12 protein-coding genes are annotated in these 16,592 nt (G+C 71.8%); 10 read left to right on the top strand and 2 right to left on the bottom strand.

Going from position 1 to position 16,592, the window contains the following annotated elements; translation table 11 throughout:
• Nucleotides 1-5: 5 nt before the first annotated feature.
• From ACFVVX_RS06555 to ACFVVX_RS06515, 9 genes are all read left to right on the top strand, one after another.
• Nucleotides 6-896 carry an NADH-quinone oxidoreductase subunit J gene (locus ACFVVX_RS06555; protein WP_387942521.1) on the top strand — a complete coding sequence of 297 codons (891 nt, stop codon included), beginning with the start codon at nt 6-8 and terminating at the stop codon, nt 894-896.
• Nucleotides 893-1,192, top strand: a complete 300-nt coding sequence (gene nuoK, locus ACFVVX_RS06550) for an NADH-quinone oxidoreductase subunit NuoK (RefSeq protein WP_209412994.1) — start codon at nt 893-895, stop codon at nt 1,190-1,192. The genes ACFVVX_RS06555 and nuoK overlap by 4 nt, the downstream gene beginning before the upstream one ends.
• A 14-nt stretch (nt 1,193-1,206) precedes the next feature.
• Nucleotides 1,207-3,120 carry an NADH-quinone oxidoreductase subunit L gene (gene nuoL / locus ACFVVX_RS06545; protein WP_387942089.1) on the top strand — a complete coding sequence of 638 codons (1,914 nt, stop codon included), beginning with the start codon at nt 1,207-1,209 and terminating at the stop codon, nt 3,118-3,120.
• Nucleotides 3,121-3,157: 37 nt separating this feature from the next.
• Complete coding sequence (locus ACFVVX_RS06540; RefSeq protein WP_387942087.1) at nt 3,158-4,777, top strand: NADH-quinone oxidoreductase subunit M; 1,620 nt, start codon at nt 3,158-3,160, stop codon at nt 4,775-4,777.
• Nucleotides 4,774-6,411: an NADH-quinone oxidoreductase subunit NuoN gene (gene nuoN / locus ACFVVX_RS06535; RefSeq protein WP_387942085.1), complete on the top strand. Its 1,638-nt coding sequence runs from the start codon at nt 4,774-4,776 to the stop codon at nt 6,409-6,411. The genes ACFVVX_RS06540 and nuoN overlap by 4 nt, the downstream gene beginning before the upstream one ends.
• 263 nt (nt 6,412-6,674) lie before the next feature.
• Nucleotides 6,675-7,685, top strand: a complete 1,011-nt coding sequence (locus tag ACFVVX_RS06530) for a polyprenyl synthetase family protein (protein WP_387942083.1) — start codon at nt 6,675-6,677, stop codon at nt 7,683-7,685.
• 134 nt (nt 7,686-7,819) lie between these two features.
• On the top strand, nt 7,820-8,482 hold the full coding sequence (locus tag ACFVVX_RS06525) for a response regulator (protein WP_387942081.1): 663 nt from the start codon (nt 7,820-7,822) through the stop codon (nt 8,480-8,482).
• A 337-nt stretch (nt 8,483-8,819) separates the two neighbouring features.
• Nucleotides 8,820-10,802, top strand: a complete 1,983-nt coding sequence (locus tag ACFVVX_RS06520; RefSeq protein ID WP_387942079.1) for a 2-oxoacid:acceptor oxidoreductase subunit alpha — start codon at nt 8,820-8,822, stop codon at nt 10,800-10,802.
• Entirely contained in the window at nt 10,795-11,850 is a 1,056-nt protein-coding gene (locus ACFVVX_RS06515) for a 2-oxoacid:ferredoxin oxidoreductase subunit beta (RefSeq protein WP_387942077.1), read from the top strand. Before ACFVVX_RS06520 ends, ACFVVX_RS06515 begins: the two co-directional genes overlap by 8 nt.
• Before the next feature lie 68 nt (nt 11,851-11,918).
• Here the strand turns inward: ACFVVX_RS06515 and ACFVVX_RS06510 are convergent, their stop codons facing one another.
• Nucleotides 11,919-12,299: a VOC family protein gene (locus ACFVVX_RS06510; RefSeq protein ID WP_387942075.1), complete on the bottom strand. Its 381-nt coding sequence runs from the start codon at nt 12,297-12,299 to the stop codon at nt 11,919-11,921.
• A gap of 161 nt (nt 12,300-12,460) precedes the next feature.
• On the bottom strand, nt 12,461-14,467 hold the full coding sequence (locus tag ACFVVX_RS06505; protein WP_387942073.1) for a DUF4157 domain-containing protein: 2,007 nt from the start codon (nt 14,465-14,467) through the stop codon (nt 12,461-12,463).
• Nucleotides 14,468-14,694: 227 nt separating this feature from the next.
• On the opposite strand from ACFVVX_RS06505, the gene ACFVVX_RS06500 reads away from it, so the two are divergent.
• The gene (locus tag ACFVVX_RS06500; protein WP_387942071.1) at nt 14,695-16,578 is read left to right on the top strand and encodes a hypothetical protein; all 1,884 of its coding nucleotides are present in this window, start codon (nt 14,695-14,697) and stop codon (nt 16,576-16,578) included.
• The last annotated feature ends 14 nt before the right edge of the window (nt 16,579-16,592 follow it).

The following is a 16,592-nucleotide window of genomic DNA, read 5'->3' as shown; positions in this document are numbered from 1 at the left end:
CCGCCATGACCCTCGCGGCCACCGGAACCACCTCGACCGGGGAGGCCGTCCAGTTCTGGGTGCTCGCGGTGATCGCCGTCGGCGGCGCGCTGGGCATGCTGCTGATGCGCAAGGCCGTGCACAGCGCGCTCTGCCTGGCCGCCACGATGCTCGCCCTGGCGGTCTGTTACATGGCCGAGGGCGCGGTGTTCCTGGGCGTGGTGCAGATCGTCGTCTACACCGGCGCGATCATGATGCTGTTCCTGTTCGTGGTGATGCTGGTCGGCGTCACCAGCGCGGACTCGCTGAAGGAGCAGCTGAAGGGGCAGCGGTTCGCCGCCCTGCTGTGCGGGCTCGGGTTCGGCGTCCTGCTGATCGCGGGCATCGCCAACGCCAGGCTGGACACCTTCTCGGGTCTGGCCGAGGCCAACGCCGAGGGCAACGTCCAGGGCCTGGCCCGGCTGATCTTCACCAAGTACGTCTGGGCCTTCGAGGTCACCGGCGCGCTGCTGATCACCGCGGCGATCGGCGCCATGGTGCTGACCCACCGCGAGCACGTGAAGGCCCCGAAGACCCAGCGCGAGCTGGCCGCCCAGCGGGTCATGGACAACATCCAGCTGCCGCCGCTGCCCGCCCCCGGCGTGTACGCCCGGCACAACGCGGTGGACATCCCCGGCCTGCTGCCGGACGGCACCATCGCCGAGGACTCGGTGATGGAGACCCTGCGCGAGCGCGGCCAGATCCGCGACGTCAGCCAGGAGATGCTCCAGCGGATGGCCGAGCTGGAGGCCACCACCGCCGACTGGCTGGGCCGGCCGCGGTCCGAGCGGCCGCCGGTCACCGGGCCGCGCAAGTCGCTGGAGCCGGTGCCGAACGGCACGTCCGGGCCTGCCAACCATGAGGAGGGGGCGGAGTGAATCCGGTCAACTACCTTTATCTCTCCGCCCTGTTGTTCACCATCGGCGCCTCCGGCGTGCTGATCCGGCGCAATGCGATCGTGCTGTTCATGTGCGTCGAGCTGATGCTCAACGCCTCGAACCTGGCCCTGGTCACCTTCTCCCGGCTGCACGGCAACCTGGACGGCCAGATCATCGCGTTCTTCACCATGGTGGTCGCGGCGGCCGAGGTCGTCGTCGGCCTCGCCATCATCGTGTCCATCTTCCGGACCAGGCACTCGGCTTCGGTCGATGACAGCAACCTGATGAAGCTGTAGGCGGAGGGCCTTCGGTGAACTCTCTCATTCCGCTGCTCGTGGCAGCCCCGCTGGCCGGCGCCGCCCTGCTGCTGCTCGGCGGCCGCGCCTTCGACCGGTTCGGCCACTGGCTGGCCACCGCGCTCGCCGCGCTGTCCTTCGGCTTCGGCCTGGCACTCTTCTTCGACATGCTGGGCCGTGACGCCGACCAACGGGCCGTCACCGAGCACCTGTTCAGCTGGATCCCGGTGAACGGCTTCCAGGCCGACGTGGCGTTCCAGCTCGACCAGTTGTCCGTCACCTTCGTCCTGCTGATCTCCGGCGTCGGCACCCTGATCCACCTCTACTCGGTGGGCTACATGGCGCACGACGAGCGCCGGCGCCGCTTCTTCGCGTACCTGAACCTGTTCCTGGCGGCCATGCTGCTGCTGGTGCTGGCCGACAACTACCTCCTGCTGTACGTCGGCTGGGAGGGCGTGGGCCTCGCCTCGTACCTGCTGATCGGGTTCTGGCAGCACAAGCCGAGTGCCGCGACGGCCGCCAAGAAGGCGTTCATCGTCAACCGGGTCGGCGACATGGGCCTGTCCATCGCGATCATGCTGATGTTCGTGGAGTTCGGCTCCTTCGCCTTCGAGCCGATCCTCGGCTCGGAGGGGGCGGCCGGGGCCGCGGGCCAGGCGAGCGAGGGCAAGCTGACCGCGATCGCGCTGATGCTGCTGCTGGCGGCCTGCGGCAAGTCCGCCCAGGTGCCGCTGCAGTCCTGGCTCGGGGACGCCATGGAGGGCCCGACCCCGGTCTCGGCCCTGATCCACGCGGCCACCATGGTGACCGCCGGCGTCTACCTGATCACCCGCTCCGGTGCGATCTTCAACCTGGCGCCGGACGCACAGACCGCCGTGGTGGTGGTCGGTGCGGTGACGCTGCTGTTCGGTGCGATCGTCGGTTGCGCCAAGGACGACATCAAGAAGGCGCTGGCCGGCTCGACCATGTCGCAGATCGGCTACATGATCCTGGCGGCGGGGCTCGGCCCGATCGGCTACGCCTTCGCGATCATGCACCTGGTGACGCACGGCTTCTTCAAGGCCGGCCTGTTCCTCGGCGCCGGATCGGTCATGCACGGCATGAACGACGAGGTGAACATGCGTCACTTCGGCGGCCTGCGCAAGTACATGCCGATCACCTTCGTCACCTTCGGGCTCGGCTACCTCGCCATCATCGGCTTCCCGGGGCTGTCCGGCTTCTTCTCCAAGGACAAGATCATCGAGGCGGCCTTCGCCAAGGGCGGCACCGAGGGCTGGATCCTCGGCCTCTGCACCCTGGTCGGCGCCGCCGTCACCGCGTTCTACATGACCCGGGTGATGATCCTGACCTTCTTCGGCGAGAAGCGCTGGCAGCCGGACGCCGAGGGCCACGACCCGCACCCGCACGAGTCGCCGAAGAGCATGACCGTCCCGATGATCGTGCTGGCCTTCGGCTCGGTGTTCGCCGGCGGACTGTTCGTCCTGAACAGCTCCTTCGTCGACTGGCTGGAGCCGGTCACCGGTCATTCCGAGGGCCACTCGCCGCTCTCCCCGCTGGTGGTCACCCTGCTCGCCACGGCCTGCATGCTGGCCGGCGTCGCGCTCGCGTACGTGATGTACGGCCGCTCCGCCGTCCCCGTGGTGGCGCCGGTCGGCTCCCCGCTCACCCGGGCCGCCCGCCGGGACCTCCTCCAGGACGACTTCAACCACGCCGTCCTGGTCCGCCCCGGCTCGGCGCTCACCGCGGCGCTGGTCTACTTCGACAGCCGGGGCCTGGACGGCCTGGTCAACGGGCTGGCCGCCGCCATCGGAGGCATCTCCAGCCGGGTGCGCCGGATCCAGAACGGCTACGTCCGCTCGTACGCGCTCTCCATGTTCGGCGGCACGCTGGTGCTGGTCGCCACGACTCTCCTGATGAGGTCCGTCTGATGGACAGGAAAAACACAGACCGTCAGGGAGGTACCGCATGAGCGCCCTGCTGACCGCCACCTGCGCCGTCCCGGCGGCCGGCGCGGTGCTCACCGCCGCGCTGCCCGCCGGCTCCACCGAGGCCCGGCGGCGCACCACCAAGGTGGTCGCCCTGGGCGTCTCGGCCGTCACCCTGGCGCTGGCCGCCGTGGTGACCGCGCGCTTCGACCCGGACGGCGCGCGCTACCAGCTGACCGAGTCCTACAGCTGGATCCGCTCCTTCGGCATCACCTTCGCGCTCGGCGTGGACGGCATCGGTGCCGTCCTCGCACTGCTCACCGCGGTGCTGGTGCCGGTCGTCATGCTCGCCTCCTGGCACGACGCCGACCCGGGGCCCGCCGCGCCGGACGGGACGTTCGAGAACAGGCGCCGCACCCAGGGCTTCTTCGCCCTGATCCTGGCGGTGGAGGCGATGGTGATCGTCTCCTTCTACGCCACCGACGTCTTCCTCTTCTACGTCTTCTTCGAAGCCATGCTGATCCCGATGTACTTCCTGATCGGCGGCTTCGGGGACCGGGCCGGCGGCCCGGAGTCGTCCCGGCAGCGGTCCTACGCGGCGGTCAAGTTCCTGCTGTACAACCTGCTCGGCGGCCTGGTCATGCTGGCCGCCGTGATCGGCCTGTACGTGATCGCGCAGGACCAGGGCTTCGGCACCTTCGACCTGCCCACCCTGACCGGGGCGATCGCCGACGGCCGGCTGGTGCTCAGCGGCACCGCCGAGAAGGCGCTGTTCCTCGGCTTCTTCTTCGCCTTCGCCGTGAAGGCCCCGCTCTGGCCGCTGCACACCTGGCTGCCGAACGCGATGGGCGAGTCCACCGCCGGGACGGCCGTCCTGATCACCGCCGTGGTGGACAAGGTCGGCACCTTCGCGATGCTCCGGTTCTGCCTGGGCCTCTTCCCGGAGGCCTCCAAGACCTTCGGTCCGGCGATCATGGTGCTCGCGGTGATCGGCATCCTCTACGGCGCCCTGCTGGCCATCGGCCAGAAGGACATCAAGCGGCTGGTCGCCTACGCCTCGATCTCGCACTTCGGGTTCATCATCATGGGCATCTTTGCGCTGACCAGCCAGGGCCAGAGCGGAGCCACCCTGTACATGGTCAACCACGGCATCTCCACCGCCGCGTGGATGCTGGTGGCCGGCTTCCTGATCTCCCGCCGCGGCTCGCGCCTGATCGCCGACTACGGCGGCGTGCAGAAGGTGGCGCCGGTCCTCGCCGGGACGTTCCTGATCGGCGGCCTGGCCACCCTGTCACTGCCCGGACTGGCGCCCTTCGTCAGCGAGTTCCTGGTGCTGGTGGGCACGTTCACCCGCTACCCGGCGCTCGGCATCGTCGCCACCTTCGGCATCGTGCTGGCCGCGCTGTACGCCCTGGTGCTCTACCAGCGCACCATGACCGGCCCGGTGAAGGAAGGGGTCCGCGGCATGCCGGACCTCAAGGTGCGCGAGCTCGCCGTCGTCGCCCCGCTGGTGGCGCTGACCGTCCTGCTCGGCGTCTACCCGAAGCCGCTCACCGACATCGTCAACCCCTCGGTGGACGCGACGCTCTCGCAGATCCACGAGACCGACCCGGCACCGGCCCACCCGGTCGCCGCCACCTCAGGAGGTGACCACAAGTGAGCACCACCGGATGGCTCGCCGCCGCAGGGGGCAACACCTCCAGCATTCCGGCGCCGCACGTCGAGTACGGGCAGCTCTCCCCGATGCTGGTGGTGTTCGGCGCCGCCGTGGCCGGCATCCTGCTGGAGGCCTTCCTGCCCCGCCGGCACCGGCACTGGGCCCAGGTCACGCTCGCCCTGACCGGTCTGATCGGGGCGTTCGTCGCCGTGGTGGTGCTGGCCTCCGAGGGCTACGGCTCCACCAAGGTCGACCTGCTCGCCATGGGCTCGGTCGCGCTCGACGGCCCCGCGCTGTTCCTCCAGGGCGTCATCCTGCTGGCCTCCGTGGTCGCCGTGCTCACCTACGCGGAGCGCAAGCTGGAGCCCAAGGCCGGCGGTGAGCCGGCCGACGCCTTCGCCGCACAGGCCTCCGCCACCCCCGGCGGCGAGCAGGAGCGCGCCGCGGTCCGGGCCGGCTTCGCGACCAGCGAGGTCTTCCCGCTCACCATGTTCGCGGTCGGCGGCATGCTCCTCTTCCCCGCGGCCAACGACCTGCTGACGATGTTCGTCGCGCTGGAGGTCTTCTCCCTCCCGCTCTACCTGCTCTGCGCGCTGGCGCGCCGCCGCCGGCTGCTCTCCCAGGAGGCGGCGGTCAAGTACTTCCTGCTCGGCGCCTTCGCCTCGGCGTTCTTCCTGTTCGGCACCGCCCTGCTGTACGGCTACGCGGGCAGCGTCCGGCTCGGTGAGATCTCGGACGTCATCTCCGGCAAGGCGCTGGCCACGCCGGCGCTGCTGAACACCACCCAGAACGACGCGCTGCTGCTGGTCGGACTGGCGCTGCTGTCCGTCGGCCTGCTCTTCAAGGTCGGCGCGGTGCCGTTCCACTCCTGGACCCCGGACGTCTACCAGGGCGCCCCCACTCCGGTGACCGGCTTCATGGCGGCGGCCACCAAGGTGGCGGCCTTCGGCGCGTTCCTGCGGTTGTTCTACGTGGCCTTCCCCGGCCTGCGCCTGGACTGGCGGCCGGTGATGTGGGGGGTGGCGATCCTCACCATGGTGGTCGGCGCCGTCCTCGCCGTCACCCAGCAGGACGTGAAGCGGCTGCTCGCCTACTCCTCCATCGCGCACGCCGGGTTCATCCTGACCGGGGTGATCGCCACCAGCAAGCAGGGCCTGAGCTCGGTGCTGTTCTACCTGCTGGCGTACTCGTTCGTGACGCTCGGCGCCTTCGCCGTGGTCACCCTGGTGCGGGACTCCAAGGGCGAGGCCACCCACCTCTCCAGCTGGGCCGGCCTCGGCCGGCGCTCCCCGCTGGTCGCGGCGGTCTTCGCGCTGTTCCTGCTGGCCTTCGCGGGCATCCCGCTCACCTCCGGCTTCACCGGGAAGTTCGCGGTCTTCCAGGCCGCGGCGGCCGGTGGCGCCACCCCGCTGGTGATCGTGGGTGTGCTCAGCTCCGCGGTGGCCGCCTTCTTCTACATCCGGGTCATCGTGCTGATGTTCTTCTCCGACCCGCAGCCGGGCGGCCCGACCGTCGCGATCCCCAGCGCCTTCACGGCGACGGCGATCGGCATCGGGGTCCTGGTCACGCTCGGACTCGGACTGCTGCCGCAGTACTTCCTCGACCTGGCGTCGAAGGCCTCGCTCTTCGTCCGCTGAGCCCCCGGGACCTCGCGAACCTCCGGGACCGCGCGAGCCCCGAGTGCCCGTCACCGCCGTACCGTCCGGGCCGCGCCCTTATCCGCGCGGCCCGGACGAGCCGTCTCCAGGACCAGCCCTGACCAGCCGATCCGGCCCGATCATGACAGGATCCGCACGCCCGTGCAGTGATCCACTCGTGACCGGATACCCTGCCTGTATGGCCAGCGGCGGCACTCAGGGACCAGGCCGCTAGATCGACCAGGGACAGAGGAGTGGTCTTCGTGACCGTCGTGGGACCCTTTGGGCTCAGCGTGCAGGACCGCGATCTGACCCGCGATGTCCAGGCCGGGATGGACGCGGTCGAGGCCGCCCTGAACGAAGCCGTGAAGAGCGACGTCCCGTTCATCACCGTCACCGCCAGCCACCTGATCGAGGCCGGCGGCAAGCGCTTCCGTCCGCTGCTGGTGATGCTCGCCGCTCAGTTCGGCGACCCCTACGCGCCCGGCGTGGTGCCCGCAGCCGTCGTCGTCGAGCTGACCCACCTCGCCACGCTCTACCACGACGACGTCATGGACGAGGCCCCCGTGCGCCGCGGCGCCCCGAGCGCCAACTCGCGCTGGGACAACTCGGTCGCCATCCTCACCGGCGACTTCCTCTTCTCCCGCGCCTCCCAGGTGCTCGCCGACCTCGGCCCGGAGGCCGTCCGGCTCCAGGCCGACGCGTTCGAACGGCTGGTCACCGGCCAGATCCTGGAGACCGCGGGCCCCGGCCCGGACGACGACGTACTGCGCCACTACCTCGACGTGCTGTCCGGCAAGACCGGCTCGCTGATCGCCGTCTCCTGCCGGATCGGTGCACTGATGGCCGGCGCCGAGCCCTGGGTGACCGACATCCTCGCCGCGTACGGCGAGCGGATCGGCATGGCCTTCCAGCTGGCCGACGACGTCCTCGACATCGCCAGCGACGGCCACGAGTCCGGCAAGACCCCCGGCACCGACCTGCGCGAGGGCGTCCCGACCCTGCCGGTCCTGCTGCTCCGGCAGATGCCGGCGGACGAGTCCGACCCGGCCGACCACCGCCTGCGCGAGCTGCTCACCCTCGACCTCACCGACGACGGGCTGCACGCCGAGGCGCTGCGCCTGCTGCGCCGCCACCCGGCGCTGGAGCACGCCCGCCGGGAGACCCTCCGGCACGCCGAGGAGGCCCGCGCGCTGCTCGACCCGCTGCCGGAGGGCCCGGCCAAGGCCGCGCTGCAGGGGCTGTGCGACGCGGTGGCGATCCGCACCATGTGATCGCCGGTGACGGCCCGGTGATCTTCCGTGACGGGCGCTCCGGCGGCCGTGCCCCGGTGTCCGGCTTTGCCGCCCGACCGGTGCGTGAGTAGGGAAGACTGACTCCCGTCAGCTCTGCCCACCGGAAGGTCACCATGCTTCGCGTCGTCATCGCCGAGGACTCCGTACTGCTGCGGGAGGGCCTGACCAGGCTGCTGACCGACCGGGGCCTGGAGGTCGTCGCAGGCGTCGGGGACGGCGAGGCGCTGCTGAAGGCCGTCCACGAGCTCTCCGCCGCCGACGCGCTCCCCGACGTGGTGGTGGCGGACGTCCGGATGCCCCCGACCCACACCGACGAGGGCGTGCGCGCCTGCGTCACGCTCCGCGGCCTCTACCCGGAGCTGGGCGTGCTGGTGCTCTCGCAGTACGTCGAGGAGCGGTACGCCTCCGAGCTGCTGGCCGGTTCCACCCGCGGTGTCGGCTACCTGCTGAAGGACCGGGTCGCCGAGGTGCGCGAGTTCGTCGACGCGGTGGTCCGGGTCGCCCAGGGCGGGACGGCGCTGGACCCGGAGGTGGTCCAGCAGCTGCTCAGCCGCAGCCGCAAGAGCGACGTCCTGGCCGGGCTGACCCCGCGCGAGCGCGAGGTGCTGGGCCTGATGGCCGAGGGCCGCACCAACACGGCGGTGGCCAAGCAGCTGGTCGTCTCGGACGGCGCGGTGGAGAAGCACGTCAGCAACATCTTCCTCAAGCTCGGCCTGGCCCAGAGCCCCGAGGACCACCGCCGGGTGCTGGCGGTGCTCACCTATTTGAATTCCTAGCCGGTGCGGTCGCCGCGCGCCGATCGGCCACTGATCGACCACTGATCGGCCATTGATCGGATGCCGGCCGGCCGCCGCGGACGGCTCGGCCGTTCGCGGTCGGCCGACCATTCGTGCCCGGTCGGCCGTTCCCGATCGACCGGTCACAGCGAGCACCCCCGGGCGGTATCGGCCCGGGGGTTTTTCGCCTTCTACCGACATACGGAGGTGATTTCCCGCCGCATGGGGTAGTTCCGTCCCAGGCAATCCGTACCCGCATAGGATGCGAGAGGTGCACCAGGCGGACGGGGCACACGGCTCACGCCCGCGGCTGGTTCCCACGAGGAGGTCCGCGGCAGTGACCAGTCAGGTCGATCAGTCAGAGGCAGTGGACGGCTCGGACGGCGACGAAGGCCGCTCCGGGCCCGGTGAGGGCCGCTCCGGTCCCACCGTGCCGCCCACTTCGCAGCCCAGGCGCGCCAAGCCGATCCGCAGACTGGACCGGGTGATCATCCGCTTCGCCGGTGACTCCGGGGACGGCATGCAGCTCACCGGTGACCGCTTCACCTCGGAGACGGCGTCCTTCGGCAACGACCTCTCCACCCTGCCCAACTTCCCGGCCGAGATCCGTGCCCCCGCCGGAACCCTGCCGGGTGTCTCGTCCTTCCAACTGCACTTCGCCGACCACGACATCCTGACCCCGGGGGACGCGCCCAACGTCCTGGTGGCGATGAACCCGGCCGCCCTCAAGGCCAACCTGCCCGACCTGCCGCGCGGCGCGGAGATCATCGTCAACACCGACGAGTTCACCAAGCGCGCGCTGGCCAAGGTCGGCTACCCGGCCGACCCGCTCACCGACGGCTCGCTGGAGGCGTACCACCTGCACAAGGTGCCGCTGACCACGCTGACCCTGGAGGCGCTCAAGGAGAGCGGCCTGGCCCGCAAGGACGCCGAGCGGGCCAAGAACATGTTCGCGCTGGGCCTGCTCTCCTGGATGTACCACCGGCCCACCCACGGCACCGAGTCCTTCCTGCGCACCAAGTTCGCCCGCAAGCCGCAGATCGCGGAGGCGAACATCAGTGCCTTCCGGGCGGGTTGGAACTTCGGCGAGACCACCGAGACCTTCGCGGTCTCCTACGAGGTACCGCCGGCCAAGCTCCCCCCGGGCCGCTACCGCAACATCTCCGGCAACCTCGCCCTGTCCTACGGCCTGATCGCCGCCTCCGACCGCTCCGGGCTACCGCTCTACCTCGGCTCCTACCCGATCACCCCGGCCTCGGACATCCTGCACGAGCTGAGCAGGCACAAGAACTTCGGCGTGCGCACCTTCCAGGCCGAGGACGAGATCGCCGGTATCGGCGCGGCGCTCGGCGCGGCCTTCGGCGGGGCGCTCGGCGTGACGACGACCTCGGGCCCGGGTGTGGCGCTGAAGAGCGAGACCATCGGCCTGGCAGTCTCGCTCGAACTGCCGCTGCTGGTGGTGGACATCCAGCGCGGCGGCCCGTCCACCGGCCTGCCGACCAAGACCGAGCAGGCGGACCTGCTGCAGGCGATGTTCGGCCGCAACGGCGAGGCGCCGGTGCCGATCGTGGCCCCCGCGACCCCGGCCGAGTGCTTCGACGCGGCGCTGGAGGCGGCCCGGATCGCGGTCACCTACCGCACCCCGGTCTTCCTGCTCTCGGACGGCTACCTGGCCAACGGCTCCGAGCCGTGGCGCATCCCCGAGGTCGACGAACTCCCGGAGATCGAGCCGGACTTCGCCACCGGGCCGAACCGCGAGGACGGCTCCTTCTGGCCGTACCAGCGCGACCCGCAGACCCTGGCCCGTCCGTGGGCGGTGCCCGGAACGCCCGGCCTGGAGCACCGGATCGGCGGCATCGAGAAGCAGGACGGCACGGGCAACATCAGCTACGACCCGGCCAACCACGACTTCATGGTCCGCACCCGGCAGGCCAAGGTGGACGGCATCGCGGTGCCCGCGCTGGAGGTCGACGACCCCAGCGGCGAGGCCCGGGTGCTGGTGCTCGGCTGGGGGTCGACGTACGGCCCGATCACCGCGGCGGTCCGCCGGGTCCGGGCGGACGGCGGCCGGGTGGCCCAGACGCACCTGCGCAACCTCAACCCGTTCCCGGCCAACCTGGGCGCGGTGCTGGGGAGTTACGACAAGGTGATCGTCCCCGAGATGAACCTCGGGCAGCTGGCCCTGCTGCTGCGCGCCAAGTACCTGGTGGACGCGCAGTCCTACAACCAGGTGCGCGGACTCCCCTTCAAGGCGGCGCAGTTGGCGGACGTGCTGTGGGCGGCTATCGGCAACCTGGAAGGCGACGAGAGCGATGACTGACGACCGGTTCCCCTCGCTGAAGCTGGTGCCGAAGGCCGAGGCGCCGCAGAGCGGCAAGGACTTCAAGACCGACCAGGAGGTCCGCTGGTGCCCCGGCTGCGGGGACTACGCGATCCTGGCCGCGGTGCAGGCGTTCATGCCGGAGCTGGGGATCAGACGGGAGAACACCGTCTTCGTCTCCGGTATCGGGTGTTCCTCGCGTTTCCCGTACTACATGAACACCTACGGGGTGCACTCGATCCACGGTCGTGCGCCGGCGATCGCCACCGGACTGGCGTCGGCGCGGCAGGATCTCAGCGTCTGGGTGGTGACGGGTGACGGCGATGCGCTGTCGATCGGCGGGAATCATCTGATTCATGCGCTGCGGCGCAATGTGAATCTGAAGATCCTTTTGTTCAACAATCGCATCTACGGACTTACCAAGGGGCAGTATTCCCCCACCAGTGAAGTCGGAAAGATCACCAAGTCCACGCCGATGGGTTCGCTGGACGCCCCGTTCAACCCGCTCTCGCTGGCGATCGGGGCGGAGGCCTCGTTCGTCGCCCGGTCGATCGACTCGGACCGCCAGCACCTGCAGGCGGTGCTGCGGGCGGCCGCCGAGCACGAGGGCACGGCCCTGGTGGAGATCTACCAGAACTGCAACATCTTCAACGACGGCGCGTTCGAGGTGCTCAAGGAGCCGGGGACGCGCGACGAGGCGCTGATCCGGCTCGAACACGGGCAGCCGATCCGCTTCGGCGCCGATCGCTCGCAGGGCGTCTTCCGCGGCGCCGACGGCGAGTTGTCGGTCGCCGCGGTCACGGCGGAGAACGAGGGCGCCGTCCTGGTCCACGACGCCCACGCCCACAGTCCGGCGACGGCCTTCGCGCTCTCCCGGATCGCCGACGCGGACACGCTCCACCACACCCCGATCGGCGTGCTGCGCAGCGTGCGGCGCCCGGTGTACGACGAGCTGATGGCGGACCAGCTGGCCACCGCCGCCACCCGGCACGGTCCGGGGGACCTCGCGACGCTGCTCACCGGCGGCGACACCTGGACGGTCGACTGACCGTCGACGGCGTCCCGCCACGGCGCCCCCGGTCGGATGGTTCGCCGACCGGGGGCGCTGTCGTGTCCCTACTGCTGGACCCACTCGACCAGCTGGATCACCACCCCGTTCGGGTCGGTGACCTGGAGCAGCCGCTCACCCCAGGGCTCCTCGCGCAGCGGCATGGTGATCTCGGCCCCTTCGGAGTGCAGTCGGGCCTCCTCGCCGGCCAGGTCCTGGACGGTGAAGGCCAGGATCAGCCCGGCGGCGTGCTGGTCCCGGAATCCCTCGGGCAGGACTTCGAGGCCGCGTCGCAGGTAGATGACGTTCATCCCGGCATCCTCGCGACCGAGTGAGACGAATCCGTCGGCGGCCATCTGCTCGGTGAACCCGAAGTGCTTCCGGAGGAACGCGGAGGACGCGTCGACGTCCTCGACGGTGAGCGAAACGGCGGACGCGGTGATCTGCATGAAAGAGGTGCCTCTCGTCGGCGGTTATCCCGTACGCAGTACACTATACATAGTACGGAGAATCGCGCAAGAGTTGTCCCCCGCTCTGTCCCGGCCCTGTCTCAGCTCTGTGGACCGGTCGCCGACCGGTCCACAGAGCTGAGACAGGGCGGTGCCGGTGCCTAGTCGAAGGCGCGGCCGATCCGGCCGCCGATGGCGCCGCCGCCCAGGGCGCCCGCGAGGCCGAACCCCAGGCCGCACAGCGCCAGGGCGATGCCGCCGGTCGCGATCCCCAGGCCGACGCAGAGCCCCGCGCCGAAGGCGCCCAGGGCCGTGGCCCCCACGAAGCTCCCCGCGGCGCGGCCCTGGGTCTCCCGGCGGTTCGGCCCCTCCGCCGTCACCACCTCGTGCACCGCCAGCCCGGCGCCGACCACCACCAGGGCGCGCCCCACGAAGCGCAGGGCCGTTCCGGCCGCACCGGCCAGCGGCGCGCCCTTGGCCTGGTTGGCGGTGATCGACAGGATCTCGGGGCCGCGGGCGCCGGAGCCCGCGGCCAGGTCCAGCGCGACCACCACCTCCTGCTCGGCCGCGAGCCCGATCCGACCGGTCCGCTTGAGGATCTCGTTGACCCGGATGACGTCGTTCGGGTCGATCCGCACCCGCACGACGTAGAGGCGCTGGGTCGCCACGGGGGGCAGCGCCTTCACGGCGGCCGCGGGCTCCAGTTCGGTGAGCGACAGCAGCGGACTGGACGGGGTGGCCCCGTGCACCGTCGCATGGATCTGGGTCACCGTCCGCAGGAGGGCGGCCTCCTCCTGGGTGAGCGCGCTGACGCCGCCGGCCCGCAGCTTCGCGGACAGCCGCGACAGCTGGCCGTAGTCGACTCCCCGCAGCTTGAACTGTTCGAAGGCCTCGGCCCCCTCCGCGAAGTCGCCGGCCTGGCCGAGCCTCGGCCGCAACTCCCCGCGCCCCGGCCCGACGAACCTGGTGAAGACGTTCGAGGTGCCGGGGGCGACGTTCCCGGGCAGGGGGTCCACGTACCGCTGGACCCCCTGGCCGGCTGCGGTCGACGCGCCCGAGAGGTAGGGCGCCACCCACGGCGGCAGGTCCTGGTCCGACCCCGGCCCGGACGGCTGTGCGTACGCCAGGGGCCGGACGACCTCGTAGGTCACCCCCACCGGGATGACCTGCTCCTCGACGGACTGCGCGGCAGGACGCGCCGCCCCTGTCGGCGCGGCGGTCGGAGCGGCTGCCGGAGCGGTTCGGGGCGCGGCGGGGGAGCCTCCGCGTGCCGTCGAGCGGTACTGGTCCAGGAGTTCGTCGCGCTCGGCGTTGAGTCGGCGCAGTTCCTCCGGGGCGAGGCTCTGGTCGGCCAGCTTCCGCTCGTTCTCCAGGATCCGGCGCCCCAGGTCCTCCGCCGTGGCGGGCTGGCGCCTGAGCGTCGGCCCGGCGGCGGTCGCGGACCGGGCGCGCCGGTGCTGTGCGACGTGGACGAGCTCGTGCGCCAGCAGCCTGCGGTCCGCGGCGGCGCCCGGGGACCAGTGCCGACTGCCCAGGACGATGTCCTCGCCCACCGTGAAGGCCTTGGCCCGGACGGCGTCCACCGCCGCGTCGGCCGTGGGGCCGGTGTGCAGCCGCACCCGGGAGAGGTCGATGCCCAGACGGGGTTCGAAGAACGCGTGGTCCGACGCGGTGAGCGGCCGCCCCGCCTGGCCGAGCACGGCCGTCGCCGCCGCCGGCGCGGGTGACGTGCCCGCCCCTCCCGCGCCGCTGGTCTCCGGGGAGCGCAGGAGGGCGTGGTCCTCCGACCCGCAGCCGCAGGCGCCCGGGCAGCGTCGAAGCACGGCCGGACCGCTCGGACCGGCCGCGCCGATGGCACTCGGGTGGCTCGTACCGCCCGCGCCGCCGCCGTGATGATCGGGCGTGCCGCCCGCGACCAGGCGCTCGGCCAACCGGTCCGCCTCGTGCTCCAGCGGGTCGTCGACCGATCCGACCAGGGCCTTCGCGCGGAGCGGCGTCCCGCTGAAGTCCCCCGGCGCGGGGCTCGGGCGCATCGTCGCACCCGGGGGCGCGCCGCAGCTGCCGCGCGCGGTGCCGAGGTGGGAGGGGTCCGGTCCGGGGAGGGCTTCCGGCGGCTCGACGGCCGACCTGCTGTCGGCCCGTCGCCGGAGGAGGTTCGTGTGGTCCATCGGCTTCTCCTGGCCTGGATGCCGGCGCTCGCGGATGCCGGTGCTTTCCGGCTGCGATCAGCCTTCCAGTGGTACCCGCCCGGGTGCCCGGTGAATCGACCGATGTCACGCGAAGTGACGGACGGTGGCCGCAGCGTGGCCGGAAGGGGTGATCATCCGCCCCCGGTCACCGCCGGATAGCCTCGTCCGCGCACGCGTCGGAACAGGGCAGAGGGGGGCCACGGCTTATGGAGCACGCGGAGAGCCACGACGATCGGCGACTGGCGGCGGAGGGCGAGGTGGCGATGGCCCGGCTGGCCATCGACTCCGAGGACCTCCCGCACGCCGCCGACCACCTGGCGGATGCCATGGCCGTCGACCCGCAGCTGCCCGAACTGCACGAGGCGCTGGCCGAGTTCTGCGCCAGGGCGGGTGGTCCGGCGGCGGCGCGGGAGCACTTCCCGCTCGGCGAGCAGGTCTACCTGGGCACCCTCGTCTGCCGGGCCCACATCGAGGCCGTCGCGGGCGACTGGGACACCGCGGTGGGGCTGCTGGCCTCGGCGATCCAGTTCGAGCCCGCCACGCCCTGGGCGCACGCCGCCTGGCTGGCCCGGGAGGACCTTCCGGGGCTGGTCTCCGCCGACGCGGTGGCCCAGGCCGCGGCCCGCGCCTCGGGCTCCCTCGCGGACCCGCTGGACGAGGAACTGCGCCCGGCCGTCGAGCCGTTCGAGGCCTTCGTCCGGGCCGTGGCGGACCGTCACCCCAGGCATCCGCTGCTGCTCGCCCTGGCCTCCGGGCTGACTAGGCGCCTCGGCGACACCGCCCGCGCCGTCGACCTCGCCGAGCGCGCCCACCGGCTCTCGCCCGACTACCTCCCCGCCGTCATGCTCGGCAACGCCCTGCGCGCCCACGGGGAGCCCGGCCGGGCCCTGGCGGTCTGGGAGGCCGAACTGGCCCGCGACCCCTCCAACAGCTATCTGGCCGTCGACATCGCCGAGTTGTACGGGTCGACCGGGCGGCCCGCCGAGGGCCTGCGCCGGCTGGAGCGCGTCCTCGCCGTCGAGCCCGAGCACCCCAAGGCCGCCCCGGCCCGGCACGGCCTGCGCCACGCCGTGGACGGGGGGACGGCCGAGCTGCTGGCACTGGCGGACCACCACCGGGCCCACCCCGAGCACGAGTACGCGGCCGAACTGCTCTCCCGGCTCAGCCGTCACCAGCCCTGGCTGGGCATCGTGCCCGGGGCGACCGAGGCGTCGGTCAACGTCCTCCACCAGTTTCTGGCGTCGTCGGACACCACCCGGGACAGCCACGTCGCCTTCACCGCCTCCGCGCTGGAACCGCCCAGCTCGCTGTCGGTCCTGCTGCTCGCGCTGCCCCGGGCCACCGTCGAGTACGGCGCGATCCTCGAACCGGACCCCCGGGTGCCCCTGCGCGAGGTCGGCATCCGGATCTGGGACTACGACGAGACCGTGCCGCGCCCGGCCGTCGCACCGCCGTCGGCGGCATCCGCCGAGCTGATCCGGGACACCGCCGAGATCGCCTGGCCCGGTCTGCCGGCGGCCTACGACCACGCGGTGCGGCTCGCCCAGGTGCCGCTGGACGACCTGCTCGGCGTTCTGGCCCACCCGCCCGCGCCGCGCGAGGACGAACTCGGGCGGGCACTGCTGGCCCACCAGCCCGAACTCTGGGTCCGCGCCGTCCAGGCCTTCGCCTGCCTCGGCATCGCCCACCACCGCACCGACCAGCCCTGGGCCGGCTCGGACCGCCGCCGGGTGCTGCTCGACCTGCTGCTCGGCTCCGAGGACTGGGTGGTCGAGGCGGCGGGCTTCGCGCTGGTCGCGATCGCCTGGACCCAGCCGGAGACCCGGGCCGATGTCGGTGCCCGGCTGCTGGAGCGGCTGGACTACACCGCCGGGGCGGTCCGGCACCGGGAGGTGACCATCCTGCGGTCGGTCTGCACGCTCGTGCGGGCCTGCCCCTGGCTGGACGAGGACGCCCTCGGACTGGCCGAATCCCTGCTCGAGTGGGACGAACGGGACCACGCCACCGAGCAGGCCGGACCGGCCGGACCGGCGCCCGAGGCCCCCGCCGCCCGCCCGGGTCTCCTCAAGCGGCTCTTCGGCGGGCGCTGACCGGACGCCCCGGT

The sequence above is a fragment of the Kitasatospora sp. NPDC058170 genome (assembly GCF_042883905.1).
In the GTDB taxonomy this organism is placed as follows: domain Bacteria; phylum Actinomycetota; class Actinomycetes; order Streptomycetales; family Streptomycetaceae; genus Kitasatospora.
This window is presented reverse-complemented; position numbering and strand designations above follow the sequence as displayed.

Coding starts and splice junctions, on each gene's coding strand:
- ACFVVX_RS06555 (WP_387942521.1), top strand. CDS start 6: ATGACCCTCGCGGCCACCGGAACCACCTCGACCGGGGAGGCCGTCCAG.
- ACFVVX_RS06540 (WP_387942087.1), top strand. CDS start 3,158: ATGAGCGCCCTGCTGACCGCCACCTGCGCCGTCCCGGCGGCCGGCGCG.
- ACFVVX_RS06525 (WP_387942081.1), top strand. CDS start 7,820: ATGCTTCGCGTCGTCATCGCCGAGGACTCCGTACTGCTGCGGGAGGGC.
- ACFVVX_RS06515 (WP_387942077.1), top strand. CDS start 10,795: ATGACTGACGACCGGTTCCCCTCGCTGAAGCTGGTGCCGAAGGCCGAG.
- ACFVVX_RS06510 (WP_387942075.1), bottom strand. CDS start 12,299: ATGCAGATCACCGCGTCCGCCGTTTCGCTCACCGTCGAGGACGTCGAC.
- ACFVVX_RS06505 (WP_387942073.1), bottom strand. CDS start 14,467: ATGGACCACACGAACCTCCTCCGGCGACGGGCCGACAGCAGGTCGGCC.
- ACFVVX_RS06500 (WP_387942071.1), top strand. CDS start 14,695: ATGGAGCACGCGGAGAGCCACGACGATCGGCGACTGGCGGCGGAGGGC.